The 13,118-nt window shown below is 59.5% G+C and carries 11 protein-coding genes; 8 read left to right on the forward strand and 3 right to left on the reverse strand.

All coding sequences use genetic code 11. The features are described 5' to 3' along the window. The first annotated feature begins 87 nt into the window (after window positions 1–87). From ACYJRZ_RS13260 to ACYJRZ_RS13275, 4 genes are read left to right on the forward strand one after another with little or no spacing between them, the layout of a single operon-like run. Window positions 88–867 (forward strand): arginyltransferase, encoded by a 780-nt coding sequence (locus ACYJRZ_RS13260; protein WP_459459352.1) that lies wholly within the window; start codon window positions 88–90, stop codon window positions 865–867. Then, window positions 868–1,764 carry a DMT family transporter gene (locus ACYJRZ_RS13265; protein WP_459459354.1) on the forward strand — a complete coding sequence of 299 codons (897 nt, stop codon included), beginning with the start codon at window positions 868–870 and terminating at the stop codon, window positions 1,762–1,764. A gap of 49 nt (window positions 1,765–1,813) precedes the next feature. Then, window positions 1,814–2,035: an AbrB/MazE/SpoVT family DNA-binding domain-containing protein gene (locus tag ACYJRZ_RS13270; RefSeq protein WP_069616332.1), complete on the forward strand. Its 222-nt coding sequence runs from the start codon at window positions 1,814–1,816 to the stop codon at window positions 2,033–2,035. Then, window positions 2,035–2,424 carry a type II toxin-antitoxin system death-on-curing family toxin gene (locus tag ACYJRZ_RS13275; protein WP_459459612.1) on the forward strand — a complete coding sequence of 130 codons (390 nt, stop codon included), beginning with the start codon at window positions 2,035–2,037 and terminating at the stop codon, window positions 2,422–2,424. The genes ACYJRZ_RS13270 and ACYJRZ_RS13275 overlap by 1 nt, the downstream gene beginning before the upstream one ends. 181 nt (window positions 2,425–2,605) lie before the next feature. On the opposite strand, the gene parC is transcribed toward ACYJRZ_RS13275, so the two are convergent. Then, on the reverse strand, window positions 2,606–4,864 hold the full coding sequence (gene parC, locus ACYJRZ_RS13280; RefSeq protein WP_459459356.1) for a DNA topoisomerase IV subunit A: 2,259 nt from the start codon (window positions 4,862–4,864) through the stop codon (window positions 2,606–2,608). A gap of 231 nt (window positions 4,865–5,095) precedes the next feature. Here parC and ACYJRZ_RS13285 point away from each other — a divergent pair, with 231 nt between their 5' ends. Then, window positions 5,096–6,283: a YdgA family protein gene (locus ACYJRZ_RS13285; protein ID WP_459459358.1), complete on the forward strand. Its 1,188-nt coding sequence runs from the start codon at window positions 5,096–5,098 to the stop codon at window positions 6,281–6,283. 60 nt (window positions 6,284–6,343) lie between these two features. Here the strand turns inward: ACYJRZ_RS13285 and ACYJRZ_RS13290 are convergent, their stop codons facing one another. After that, complete coding sequence (locus tag ACYJRZ_RS13290) at window positions 6,344–7,006, reverse strand: TetR/AcrR family transcriptional regulator (protein ID WP_459459360.1); 663 nt, start codon at window positions 7,004–7,006, stop codon at window positions 6,344–6,346. Between the two features lie 66 nt (window positions 7,007–7,072). On the opposite strand from ACYJRZ_RS13290, the gene ACYJRZ_RS13295 reads away from it, so the two are divergent. Then, the gene (locus tag ACYJRZ_RS13295) at window positions 7,073–8,242 is read left to right on the forward strand and encodes a serine hydrolase domain-containing protein (protein WP_459459362.1); all 1,170 of its coding nucleotides are present in this window, start codon (window positions 7,073–7,075) and stop codon (window positions 8,240–8,242) included. Between the two features lie 75 nt (window positions 8,243–8,317). Here ACYJRZ_RS13295 and aspS read toward each other — a convergent pair whose 3' ends face one another. Further along, window positions 8,318–10,108 (reverse strand): aspartate--tRNA ligase, encoded by a 1,791-nt coding sequence (aspS, locus tag ACYJRZ_RS13300; RefSeq protein WP_112723071.1) that lies wholly within the window; start codon window positions 10,106–10,108, stop codon window positions 8,318–8,320. 266 nt (window positions 10,109–10,374) lie between these two features. Here aspS and ACYJRZ_RS13305 point away from each other — a divergent pair, with 266 nt between their 5' ends. Together ACYJRZ_RS13305 and rnd are read left to right on the forward strand one after the other, a co-directional pair. Next, window positions 10,375–11,766, forward strand: coding sequence for a multicopper oxidase family protein (locus ACYJRZ_RS13305; RefSeq protein WP_459459364.1), 1,392 nt, complete (start codon window positions 10,375–10,377; stop codon window positions 11,764–11,766). Window positions 11,767–11,936: 170 nt separating this feature from the next. Then, window positions 11,937–13,082, forward strand: a complete 1,146-nt coding sequence (gene rnd / locus ACYJRZ_RS13310; RefSeq protein ID WP_459459366.1) for a ribonuclease D — start codon at window positions 11,937–11,939, stop codon at window positions 13,080–13,082. Window positions 13,083–13,118: the final 36 nt, after the last annotated feature.

The following is a 13,118-nucleotide window of genomic DNA, read 5'->3' on the forward strand; positions in this document are numbered from 1 at the left end:
CTTTAGCGAAGGACGTAGTTGACGTTTTCTAAACTTGGGCCATGCTTGTAGAAAACGGATGCCGAGAGAAAGGTCAATCAACGGCAGATGAACACGCAGTCGACGCCATCTCCGCAGTTTTATCTGACGGCACCGGCTTCCTGCCCGTACTTGCCGCATGAGATGGAACGCAAGGTCTTCACGCACCTTGTGGGGCCTCGTGCGGCCGAGATGAACGATATTCTGACCCAGGGTGGCTTCAGGCGCTCGCAGAACATCGCATATCGCCCTGCCTGCGAATCGTGCAGGGCCTGCATATCGGTCCGCATTCTCGCGCAGGAATTTGAACCCAGCCGATCGATGCGGCGCGTGCTTGCCGCCAACAGCGACATCATCGCCACCGAATTCCCCGCACAGCCGTCCAGCGAGCAATATTCGCTCTTCCGCCGTTATCTCGACTATCGCCACCAGCAGGGCGGCATGTCCGACATGACCGTGCTCGACTATGCGATCATGGTAGAAGACACGCATGTGAACACGCGTATCATCGAGTATCGTCGACGCGAGGAAGGATCGGGCCTGGAGCAGCGTCCGAAGGGCGAACTGCTGGCCGCAGCCTTGACCGACGTCATGAGCGACGGGCTCTCGATGGTCTATTCCTATTTTAATCCCGATCTCGACGAGCGATCGCTCGGCACCTTCATGATTCTGGATCATATCAAGCGGACAAAGGCGCTGGGGTTGCCGCACGTCTATCTCGGCTATTGGGTCAAGGGCTCGCGCAAGATGGACTACAAGACCCGCTTTCAGCCGCAGGAACATCTGACGCCGCGCGGATGGGAACGGTTCGATCCAACAGCCGACGGCGACAAAGATACCTTCCGCTGAATGTTTTCCCATTTCTCGGACCATAAGAAGGGCCTGCTGCTGACGACGCTCGGCGGTCTGGCGCTGTCGATGGATATACCCTTGATCCGGCTTTCCAGCGGCGAGGTCTGGTCGGTGCTGTCAACCCGCAGCCTTGCTACCATCGTTGTGGCGCTGGCAACCCTCTTCGTTATCCGCCGGATCACGGGCTCGCTGCAAACTGTACTGCCGGGCTGGCTCGGAATTCCCGTGGGCTTCTTCTATGGGCTGACGACCATCGCTTTCCTGCTTGCTGTCTATTATACGAAAGCGGCGAATGTGGTCTTCATCATCGCGCTCAACCCGATGTTCACCGCGCTGCTGTCCTGGATTTTCCTGAAAGAGCGCCCTGCCCTGTCCACCTTCATTACCATGGCAGGGATGATCCTCGGTGTTGGCCTTATCGTCGGCGACGGAATGGAGGCCGGGCACCTGCTTGGCGATGCGCTTTCGGTAATCGCATCGCTTTCCATCGCCTGTGCAATCACGATCAGCCGCGCCTCGGGGCGGGATATGGGTTTTGCTGCCTTGCTGGCGGCCGTCATTCCGGCCGCCGTCGGCCTCTACCACGTTGCGCCAACGGGTTTCTCCATCGACCATCCCGGCTGGATTCTTTTCGACGGCGCCGTGCTGATGCCGCTTTCCTTTTGGTGCCTTGCGACGGGCACGCGCTTTCTCTCGGCGCCGGAAGTGGCGATGTTCTACCTTCTGGAAACGATTCTCGCGCCGATCTGGGTCTGGATGATCTTCTCCGAGGCGCCGACCAACATGACGCTGGCCGGCGGCGCCATTCTGATCTTGGCACTGGCCGCCCACTCGCTCTGGCAGGCGCGGGTCAAAGCGAGAGCAGCAATCACCGCGCAGAGCCTTGCGCATTGAAATGATCGTCAGCCAATGTTATAACCATGTTATTACATTGGAGCTAAATATGAACGTTACCATCCGCAAGATCGGCAATTCCGAAGGCGTGATTATTCCGAAGGAAGTTCTCGACCAGTTGGGACTCGGCGCTGGTGATACATTGGAGCTCAGCTTGAAGGATGGTGGATTGTTGATGCAACCGACCGACGCGGACTTTGCGCGCCAGATGGAACACGCGCAGCGTTTCATGGATCAATATAAAGTGGCACTCAAGAAGTTAGCAGAGTGATGCCCTTTATCTTCCTGACTAGGCCGCTCATCGAACAATTGCACAAAATGCAGATCAAAAGGTTCGGTGGCTCCTATGGTCTACGCGACGAAGGCTCCCTCGAATCCGCTTTGGCGCGGCCGATTAATAAAGCCCAATATGGCAGCAATGATATCATCGAACTGGCGGCCGCTTATCTATTTGGGTTGGCGAAAAACCACGCGTTCATAGATGGCAACAAACGCATCGCCATCGTAGCGGCCGCAGTCTTTCTTATGGACAACGGCTACCGTATTCAAACGACGGACGCCAATCTTTACAGTTTCGTCGTAGCAGTAGCAGCTGGTGAAATCGACGAAGAAGGAGCAATGCGCTTCCTGCGGGACGTCTGTGTTCCAGAAGCAGGTTAGAAACTAACCGCCTCCTATTCACTTCAACGTTGGGTTTCCGATGTTTGTCAGCAATCGACCCGGCGGCCGGTTGCCGTCTGTTGAGGGCAAGCAGGACCAGCCGGCCCTTCGCTAGAGCTCAAGGCATTCGTGGCGGTAATGACCCGCTAGATCGATTGCTCAAGCTTTGTCCGACCGCTCCTCACCCAGAAAACCGGCCACTTCTAGGAAAGCCCTTCGGGACGGCACGGCCGGCGCCGGCGCGGTCGCCCAGCCATTCCACCAATTCGTCCTTGTTTTTGGTGAAGGTGCGGCCGGCACTGTCTTCCCAGGTCAGGCCATCGGCGATCGCGAAGCACTTGATATCGGCAATGCCGCCATCCTTGTAACGCTGCAGGCGCACGCCCTTGCCGCGTGACATTTCCGGCACCTGCGCGAGCGGGAAGATGACCATCTTGCGGTTCTCGCCGACCACGGCAACATGGTCTCCCGAAACCGGAACCAGAAGCTTCGTTTCATCGGGATAGGAGACATTCATGATCTGCTTGCCCTTGCGGGTATTGGCGACCAGTTCCGCCTCGGCAACGATGAAGCCGTTGCCCGCCGTCGACGCGATTATCTGCTTGCGCTGCGGATCATGGACGAAGGCGGTCAGCACATCCTGATCGTTTTCCATGTCGATCATGATGCGCAGCGGCTCTCCATGGCCGCGGCCGCCCGGCAGCTTGTCGCCGCCAAGCGTATAGGCCTTGCCGCCCGTCGTGATGATGAGGATCTTGTCCGTCGTCTGCGCCGGGAATGCAACCTTGAGGCCATCGCCTTCCTTGAAGGTCAGCGAAGAGGTATCGGAGATGTGGCCCTTGAGAGCGCGAATCCACCCTTTTTCCGAAACGACGACCGTGATCGGTTCCTTCTCGATCATTGCCTGCTGGATGGCGGCATCATCCGCCTCCGGCGCTTCGGCAAATTGGGTGCGGCGGCGGCCGAGTTCGGTCGCCTTGGCGAATTTCTTCTTCACCTCGCCGATTTCCCAGGAGACCGTCTGCCACTGCTTTTCTTCCGAAGCCAGCAACGCCTCGATATCGGCCTTCTCCTTTGTCAGGCCGTCGAATTCCTTGCGGATCTCGAACTCTTCCAGCTTGCGCAAGGAGCGCAGCCGCATGTTCAGGATCGCCTCGACCTGATTGTCCGTGAGGCCGAACCGCTCCATCATGACGGGCTTCGGCTCATCCGCCTCACGGATGATGGCGATGACCTCATCGATGTTGAGATAGGCGACCAACAAGCCGCCGAGAATTTCGAGCCGCTTTTCGATGGCGGCCAGACGGAAGCGGGAGCGGCGCAGCAGGACTTCACGGCGATGATCCAGCCATTCCCTCAGCACCTCGTTCAGGGCCATGACCCTTGGGATGCGGCCCATGGACAGGACGTTCATGTTGAGGGGAAAGCGACTTTCCAGCTCCGTCAGCTTGAACATCGATTCCATCAGGATCGTCGCGTCGACCGTACGGCTCTTCGGCACGAGAACGACACGGATATCCTCGGCGGACTCGTCGCGAACATCCTCGAGCAGCGGCAACTTGCGCGCCAGCAGCAGTTCGGCGATCTTTTCGATCAGCCGCGACTTCTGCACCTGGAACGGAATTTCCGTGACAACGATCTGATAGCCGCCACGGCCAAGATCCTCGATTTCCCACTTCGATCGGACACGAAATCCGCCACGGCCGGTCTTGTAACTTTCGATAATGCTCTGACGGTCATCGATGATGATGCCGCCAGTTGGAAAGTCGGGACCTGGAATATACAGTTCCACCAGCTTCTCGACGGTCGCATCGCGATCCTTGATCAGATGCAGCGCCGCGTCGCAGATCTCGTGGACGTTATGCGGCGGAATCGAGGTCGCCATGCCGACGGCAATGCCCGAGGAACCGTTGGCGAGCAGGTTCGGGAAAGCGCCGGGCAGGACGACCGGCTCGGAATTCGACTCATCATAGGTATCGCGAAAATCGACCGCATCCTGATCGATGCCTTCGAGCAGCAGTTCGGAGACCGCCGTCATCTTGGATTCGGTGTAACGCATCGCGGCCGGGCTATCGCCGTCGATATTGCCGAAATTGCCCTGGCCGTTCACCAACGTATAGCGCTGCGAGAAATCCTGGGCGAGACGCGCCAGCGCGTCGTAGATCGACTGGTCGCCATGCGGGTGATAGTTACCCATCACCTCGCCGACGATCTTTGCACATTTGCGGAAGGCTGAGTTCGGGCGGAGCCCCATCTCGCTCATCGCATAGACGATGCGGCGATGTACGGGCTTCAACCCGTCGCGAACGTCAGGGAGCGCGCGTTGCGTAATCGTCGACAAGGCATAGGCCAGGTAGCGCTCTTCGAGCGCGGCCTTCAGATCGACCGGAAGGATATTGTCGTCGCCGTCACCGGGCGGCGGAGTCAGATTTTTTCCCATGGCTCCTGACTATAAGAGATGGCGATTCCGGGCAAGAAATCGGTGGAAAGCACCTGTGGATGAAGGCGTTTCGGCCCTCTTGCGAGATGACAACCGAGACATTTTTGCTGCACCTGCCTTCAACACTCATTGTCATTGGATTTTCAGAGAAAGATCAATATAAGTCAGCGCAGCACACGCTCAATCTGTATGCCCCCGCCTATACCACCGGCTTAAAGAGGAAACGCCATAATGACTTTCTACAGGACCACGCGGCTGATGCTTTGCAGCGCCGCCATTCTGTCTTTCGCCAGCTCCGCTTTCGCGCTCGACGGCAATGATCTGCTGAAGAAGATCAACGACGTCTACGGCCAGCAGGGCGGTTCGATTGCCGCCGCGGGCATTGATGTCGATGGCAGCACGGTGACGTTGAAGGGTGCAAGCTTCAAGACGGCCGACATGGGCGAGGCCATCCCGCTCGGTGACATCACCATGGATGGCGTCGAAGAGAGCAATGGCGGCTACACGATCGAGGAAATCGATTTTGCCGATGTCGATTTTAACAAGGATGGCGCCTCTGTTTCCGCCACCGACCTCAAGCTGACCGGCGTCGAGATCCCGGCCGACACGAGCAAGGGCGACCTAAGCTCGCTGCTCTATTACAAGAGCGCCCATGCCGGCGCCGTCTCCGTGACCAAGGACGATACCGAGGTGTTCTCGATCGAGGGCGCCGACGCCAACATGAAGAAGCGCGACGACAAGTCGGGCCTCGATTTCGACGCCAAGATCAACGGCATCAAGGCCGATCTCAGCAAGGTCGACGATGCGAAGACCAAGGAAGCCATCGAGGCGCTGAAGCTGCAGCAGATCGACGGTACCGTTTCCATGAAGGGCAGCTGGGACATGGGACCCGGCACCATCAACATCACAGAATATTCGTTCGATTTCCGAGACATCGGCAAGCTGAACCTCGCCTTCAGCATTTCGGGCTATACGCCCGCCTTCGCCAAGTCGCTGCAGGATGCGCTGAAGACGGTTCGCTCCAACCCAAATAAGCAGGAAGCGCAGCAGTCGGCCGGCCTCGCCATGCTTGGCCTGCTGCAGCAGCTCACCTTCAATAGCGCCCAGATCCGCTTCGACGACGCATCGATTACGGCACGTGCGCTCGACTTCGCTGGCAAGCAGCAGGGCGTCACGGGCAAGCAGCTCGCCGACACACTGAAGGCAATGACGCCGATCATGATGGCGCAGCTCAACGTTCCGGAGCTGCAGAATGCCGTCTCCGCAGCGGTCAGCACCTATCTCGACAATCCGAAGAGCCTGACGGTCACCGCTGCTCCCGGCAAGCCGGTGCCGGTGCCCATGATCATCGGCGCCGCCATGGGCGCGCCGACGACGATCCCGCAAGTCATCGGCCTCAAGGTTTCCTCGAACGACTAAGCAGCCGCTCGTTGCACCATCCCAAACCCGGCGATCTCGGTCGCCGGGTTTTTCTATGTCTTAACGCTCGGAAGCTGGTGGAAGTTGATATCCCCGGAGCTCATTAAGTGCATGGGAGATCAGGGCAAGCAATTCCTCCGTCGTCGCCCCATCGCGGGCTTGAACGGACATGCCCTGGACGATCGCGCCCAGAAAACGCGCGAGCGACCTGGGGTTTGCGTCAGGCCGGATGTCGCCTTCCGCAATTCCGCGCTCGATGCGGGCGGTGAAGATATCCAGCGTCTGCAGGCGCATCGATGCGACATGATGGGCGATCGGCTCGTTCTCCTCCGCACAGTTCAGGACCGCCGTCGATATCATGCAGCCCTTTGGATGCTCCGGCGCCGTGAAAATCTTGGCGGAATTCGTCAGAAAGCGCTCGAAGGCGGTCACCGTATCCACCTTGTCCTGGAAGGGATTGCCGGGTTCCGGACGGGGCATGCGCCGATATTGATCCAGCGTCTCGCGATAGAGCTCGGCCTTCGAACCAAAGGCGGCGTAGAGGCTTTGCGGCGTGATGCCCATCGCCGCCGTCAGATCAGCAATGGAGGAACCGTCGTAGCCGTGCTGCCAGAACGTATCCCGCGCGGCGGCAAGAACCGTTTCCCGATCGAAAGCCGGCGGCCGCCCACGCTTGCGTGGCGAAGAATTTTCCTTCTCTTCAACATTTTTCACAATGGTCACTCTAGAATTATTTCCCGATTTGGTTTATTCAGGAATGGTCATTGTGATTATATAAGGTTTTTCCCCATGAGTCTTCCACTGGAAAATTCCGTTCCTCTCAACGACGGCAGCCTTGCTGAAGGCGTTGATGCTGCAATCGATTCCGCACTGGCGGACAAAAGGCTGGTCGGGACCGTCGTTCTAATCGCTCAGGACGGAGAATTGATCTATACTCGCGCCGCCGGCCTGGCGGACCGCGAAAACAAAGTCGCAATGCGGGAAGATGCCATTTTCCGCCTTGCCTCCGTCACCAAGCCGATCGTCACGATTGCCGCCATGCGGCTCGTCGAACAGGGCCGCATCGGTCTCGACGATCCGATCACCAAGTGGCTGCCGGATTTCCGGCCGCGTCTGCCCGATGGCGGCGAAGCCGTGATCCGCATCCGGCACCTCCTTACGCACACCTCAGGATTGGGCTACACATTCGCCGAGGCGCAAGACGGCCCCTATCACAAAGCTGGCGTATCCGACGGGCTTGACACTCCAGGCCGATCATTGGTTGACAACCTCCAGCGCCTCGCGAGCGCACCCCTTCTCTTTGCCCCTGGTGAAAGCTGGCAGTATTCCCTGGCGATCGATGTCCTTGGCGGCATCATCGAGAAGGAGACCGGCGGCCCACTCGGCGATGCGATTGCCGATCTTGTCATGAAGCCGCTCGGCCTTTCCGACACGGGCTTCTCCGTACGCGACCACAGCCGCCTGGCAACCGCCTATGTGAATGGCTCACCAGAGCCACAGCGGATGGGCGATGAGGCGCTCGTTCCGATTTTCGACGGCACGATCCGCTTTGCACCCGACAGGATATTCGATCCCGCTTCCTACCACTCCGGCGGCGCCGGCATGGCCGGAACGGCAAGCGACATCCTTGCCATTCTGGACACGATCAGAAAGGGTGGAGCACCACTGTTGTCGGCCGATACTGTGAAGACCATGATGTCAGAACAGGCGGGCGGCCATATGCACGCGCAACAAGCCGGCTTCGGTTTCGGCTACGGCTGGTCCGTCGTCCTCGATCCCGTGGTCGCTCAGGTCCCCTTCTCGGCAGGCACGATCAAATGGGGAGGCGTCTACGGGCACAGCTGGTTCGTCGATGTCCAAAAGGGCCTGACGGTGGTCGCGCTGACCAACACGACCCTTGAGGGCATGTGGGGTCAATTCACCATCGATCTGGCGAAAGCGGTCTATGCCGCGATCTAATGGGCATCTGCACGCCAAACAAAAACCCGGCGATTTCGGTCGCCGGGTTTTGTATTTTGTCAAACCTTGTAGAACTTAGTCCTTCTTAACCGGCGGCACCGGGCGGATCGCCAGTTCACGCAGCTGCGTCGGCGTTGCGGCCGAGGGGGCACCCATCAGCAGATCCTGCGCCTGCTGGTTCATCGGGAACAGCGAGATCTCGCGCAGGTTCTTAGCGCCGACCAGCAGCATGACGATGCGGTCGATACCGAAGGCAGCGCCACCGTGCGGAGGCGCGCCATACTGGAAAGCGCGGTAGAGGCCGCCGAAGCGCTCTTCGACGTCGGTCTGGCTGAGGCCGACCTTTTCGAAGGCGGCGACCATGGTCTCCGGCGACTGGTTACGGATCGAGCCCGAAGCGATTTCGAAGCCGTTGCAGACCGCGTCGTACTGGAACGCCTTGATCGTGAGAGGATCCTGGTTCTGCAGCGCTTCAAGGCCGCCCTGCGGCATCGAGAACGGATTGTGGGCGAAGTCGATCTTCTTTTCTTCCTCGCTCCATTCGAAGAACGGGAAGTCGACGATCCAGCAGAGCTCGAAGCGGTCGCGATCGATCAGGTTCAGTTCGTCGGCAGCACGGTTACGGGCTTCGCCGGCAAACTTGTAGAACTTGGCGGGATCGCCGGCGACGAAGAAGCAGGCATCGCCGTCATCGAGACCGAGCTGGGTACGGATCGCATCCGTACGCTCTTCGCCGATGTTCTTGGCGAGCGGGCCGGCACCTTCGAGCTTTTCGCCTTCCTTGCGCCAGAAGATATAGCCGAGGCCCGGCTGACCCTGGCTCTGTGCCCAGGCGTTCATGCGGTCGCAGAATGCGCGCGAACCGCCGGTCTTGGCCGGGATGGCCCAGACTTCGACCTTCGGGTTGGAGGCGATCATGTTGGCGAAGACCTTGAACCCGGAGCCGGCAAAATGCTCGGTAACGGCTTCCATGACGATCGGGTTGCGCAGGTCCGGCTTGTCGGAGCCGTACTTGCGGATGGCGACGTCATAGGGGATGCGCGGCCACTCCTTGGTGACCGGCTTGCCTTCGGCAAACTCTTCGAACACCTGGGTCATCAGCGGACCCATGGTGTTCCAGACGTCTTCCTGGGTGACGAAGCTCATCTCGAGGTCAAGCTGGTAGAATTCGCCCGGCAGACGATCGGCGCGCGGGTCTTCGTCACGGAAGCAGGGCGCGATCTGGAAATAGCGGTCGAAGCCGGCGACCATCAGCAGCTGCTTGTACTGCTGCGGCGCCTGCGGCAACGCGTAAAAGGTGCCGGGATGGATACGGCTCGGCACGAGGAAGTCGCGCGCACCTTCCGGCGACGAGGCCGTCAGGATCGGTGTCGTGTATTCGGTGAAACCGACCTCGCCCATGTGGCGACGCATGGAGGAAATGATCTGCGTGCGCTTGACGATGTTCTTGTGCAGCGTTTCGCGGCGAAGATCGAGGAAGCGATACTTCAGGCGAACGTCTTCCGGATAGTCCGGCTCGCCGAAGACAGGCAGCGGCAGCTCCTTGGCGGCGGAGAGCACTTCAATCTCCTGGGCATAAAGCTCGATCTCGCCGGTCGGCATGTTCTTGTTGACGGTGTCTTCCGTACGGGCCTTGACCAGGCCGTCGATGCGGATGACCCACTCGCCGCGAACGGTTTCGGCGAGCTTGAAGGCCGGGGAATCAGGGTCGGCAACGACCTGGGTGATGCCGTAGTGATCGCGCAGGTCGATGAACAGCACGCCGCCATGATCTCGGACGCGATGAACCCAGCCGGCAATACGGACGGTCGAACCGACGTCGGACTTGCGCAGGGCGGCGCATGTGTGGCTGCGATAGCGATGCATAATATATATCCTGGACTTGGCGGGCGGCGGCGAAAGGACACGCAGACCCCTCGCCCGCCGACGAGAAAATCGGGCGGAAAAGCGCATGGTGCGCCCGATTTGTCAAGGCTCGAACGCCGGAAGTCAGCTTAAAGCTGTTTTCAGTCGCTACCCGAAACAGCATCCGCAAGTCGCCGCTGCGGCAGTTTGGCTATCTCGACGCCATTGCTGAATGCCCCAGTCAACTTTAAACAGACATCCATATATCTTCGCCCCCGGAGCATGACATGCCGATCCTTACTCGCCGCAATCTTCTGAAAGCTTCAGCCGTTGCCGGAGCTTATGGCGTCGGCCTCGGAATCGCCGGGAAGTTTGCGGGCAAAGCGGCGGCCGCCGAGCCACTCACGCTGAAGACGGCCAAGATCGAGGCCAACCTTACCGACGGCGGCAAAACCAAGAACGTGCTCACCTATGGGGACGCCGGCATGCCACCGGTCGTGCGGATGAAGAAAGGCGAGCCGTTCGGCGCGCGGCTCATCAACGGCATAGACGATCCGACGACTATCCACTGGCACGGCATTCGTCTGCCCAACAATATGGACGGCGTGCCCTTCCTCACCCAGCCCTATGTCTACACCGGCGACCATTTCGATTACGCCTTTACGCCGCCGGATGCCGGCACCTTCTGGTATCATCCGCATTGCAATACGCTTGAGCAGATGGGCCACGGTATGACCGGCGTCATCGTGGTCGAGAACCCTAAGGATCCAGCATTCGATTCGGAAGTGGTGCTCAATCTACGCGATTGGCGGCTCGGCAGCGACGGTCAGTTCATCGCGCAATTCCGGCCGCGCGATGCGGCGAAATCCGGCACATACGGCACGGTGCGGACTGCCAACTGGCAACAGGAGCCGCAATATGATGCGCCCTCCGGCGGGCTGGTGCGGCTACGCATTGCCATTACCGATGTCACGCGCATCTATTCCTTCCGCATGGACGGCGCCGAGGCGGTGGTGATCGCGATCGACGGCAATCCCATACCGCAGCGCTTTCCGCTCGATCTGTTGCAGCTCGGGCCCGGGCAACGGCTGGAGCTTGCGGTGCGTATGCCCGACAGCGAAGGCGCAGTCGTCAAGCTCGAGGATATCAAGGGCACCAATCCGAAGGTACTGGCGACTCTGCGCGCCGTGGGCGCATCATTGAAGCGCGATGTGCGCGATCTGGCGCCGCTCGAAGACAATCCCGTGCAGAAGGCAGACCTCGGTTCCGCCACCCATATTCCGCTGATCCTAAGCTCGACGGCGGAAAACACCGCGGACAACAGCATTTGCGGCTCGCTCGGCTACAGCTTCTGGGCGATCAACAAGGTGCCATGGCCGGGTGACACCCCCGATCCCACTGCGCCGCTTGCCGAACTCAAGCTCGGCGAGAGCTATGTCATCGACATGGAAAATGTCACCCCGCACAGCCACCCGATCCATCTGCACGGGATGAGCTTTACGGTCCTCTCCTCTTCGACGCGGCAGGTGCAGCCCTTCGTCTCCGATACCTATCTAATCCAGCCGGATGAGAAGGTGCAGCTCGCCTTCGTTGCCGACAATCCCGGCGACTGGCTGCTGCATTGCCACATCATCGAACATCAAAAGACGGGCATGACGAGTTACGTGCGGGTGGCATAGCCGGTTGCGAGCCTCTTCAATTTCCAGTGGCCTTGGTCAAAGCCATCTCAGTTTCCGGCAATTTCAGCGAAAAGCGAAATGCGGCAAGAGCTTTGTCCGCGAAAGTATTGACATATCCGGCTGAAAGGAGAAGGAAGTTAAGAAAGTATTTTACCATTGAATGTGTTGATATGATCGAAACTACCGCCCAATTGGAGGCGGCCTGCCAAGAGCTGGCCAAGTCGGAATTCATTACCATCGATACGGAATTCCTGCGAGAAACGACCTTCTGGCCGGAGCTGTGTTTGATACAGATGGCAAGCCCCACCACCGAAGTGCTGGTGGACCCGCTGGCCAAGGGGCTGGATCTGGCACCCTTCTTCGAACTGATGGCCAACCCATCGGTTTTGAAGGTGTTTCATGCTGCCCGCCAGGACATCGAAATCATCTTCCATCGCGGCAACCTCATTCCGCATCCGATCTTCGATACGCAGGTCGCGGCGATGGTCTGCGGCTTCGGCGATTCGGTTTCCTACGATCAGCTCGTCAGCCGTATCAAGAATGTCCATATCGACAAGTCCTCGCGCTTTACCGACTGGAGTCGGCGTCCGCTCTCGGAAAAACAGCTGGACTACGCGCTCGCCGACGTAACTCATCTGCGCGACGTCTATCTCTCACTCAAGGAGCAATTGCAGCGCGAAGGGCGCGCCTCCTGGCTGCAGGAGGAGATGGCGATCCTCGAAGCGCGCGAGACCTACGACCTGCATCCGGACGATGCCTGGCAGCGGCTGAAGATGCGGCTGCGCAAGCCGCAGGAACTGGCCGTCCTTAAATTCGTGGCCGCCTGGCGCGAACGCGAGGCGCGAGCACGCAACGTCCCGCGCGCCCGCGTGCTGAAGGATGACGCGATCTATGAGATTGCGCAGCAGCAGCCGAAGGATACCGAAGCGCTGGCGCGTCTGCGCACCATTCCGAAGGGTTGGGAGCGCTCGGCTGCAGGAACCGCGGTGCTTGAAGCGATCAACGCGGCGCTAGCGCTGCCGAAGGCAGAAATGCCGCATCCGCCGCGCCATCAGCAGGCTCCCGAGGGTACTGCCGCCGCTTCCGAATTGCTGAAGGTGTTGCTGAAGCTGATTGCGGAAAAGCATGGCGTTGCTCCGAAGGTGATCGCCAATAGCGAGGATCTCGATAAGATCGCCGCCGAAGGAGAGAAGGCCGATGTCGCGGCTCTGACCGGTTGGCGTCGAGATCTTTTCGGCGAGACGGCCCTGCAGCTGATCCAGGGTCAGGTGGCCCTGCGCTTCGTCGGCAAGCGGATCGAGACCGTCGCCCTCTAGCAGCGACATTCTCCTTTCCTGACGCCTTACGATTGC

Source organism: Rhizobium sp. No.120 (assembly GCF_054558365.1).

What these genes read in the sequence shown, in the direction of transcription:
- ACYJRZ_RS13260 (WP_459459352.1), top strand. Translation starts at nt 88, where the DNA reads ATGAACACGCAGTCGACGCCATCTCCGCAGTTTTATCTGACGGCACCG.
- ACYJRZ_RS13265 (WP_459459354.1), top strand. Translation starts at nt 868, where the DNA reads ATGTTTTCCCATTTCTCGGACCATAAGAAGGGCCTGCTGCTGACGACG.
- ACYJRZ_RS13270 (WP_069616332.1), top strand. Translation starts at nt 1,814, where the DNA reads ATGAACGTTACCATCCGCAAGATCGGCAATTCCGAAGGCGTGATTATT.
- ACYJRZ_RS13275 (WP_459459612.1), top strand. Translation starts at nt 2,035, where the DNA reads ATGCCCTTTATCTTCCTGACTAGGCCGCTCATCGAACAATTGCACAAA.
- parC (WP_459459356.1), bottom strand. Translation starts at nt 4,864, where the DNA reads ATGGGAAAAAATCTGACTCCGCCGCCCGGTGACGGCGACGACAATATC.
- ACYJRZ_RS13285 (WP_459459358.1), top strand. Translation starts at nt 5,096, where the DNA reads ATGACTTTCTACAGGACCACGCGGCTGATGCTTTGCAGCGCCGCCATT.
- ACYJRZ_RS13295 (WP_459459362.1), top strand. Translation starts at nt 7,073, where the DNA reads ATGAGTCTTCCACTGGAAAATTCCGTTCCTCTCAACGACGGCAGCCTT.
- aspS (WP_112723071.1), bottom strand. Translation starts at nt 10,108, where the DNA reads ATGCATCGCTATCGCAGCCACACATGCGCCGCCCTGCGCAAGTCCGAC.
- ACYJRZ_RS13305 (WP_459459364.1), top strand. Translation starts at nt 10,375, where the DNA reads ATGCCGATCCTTACTCGCCGCAATCTTCTGAAAGCTTCAGCCGTTGCC.
- rnd (WP_459459366.1), top strand. Translation starts at nt 11,937, where the DNA reads ATGATCGAAACTACCGCCCAATTGGAGGCGGCCTGCCAAGAGCTGGCC.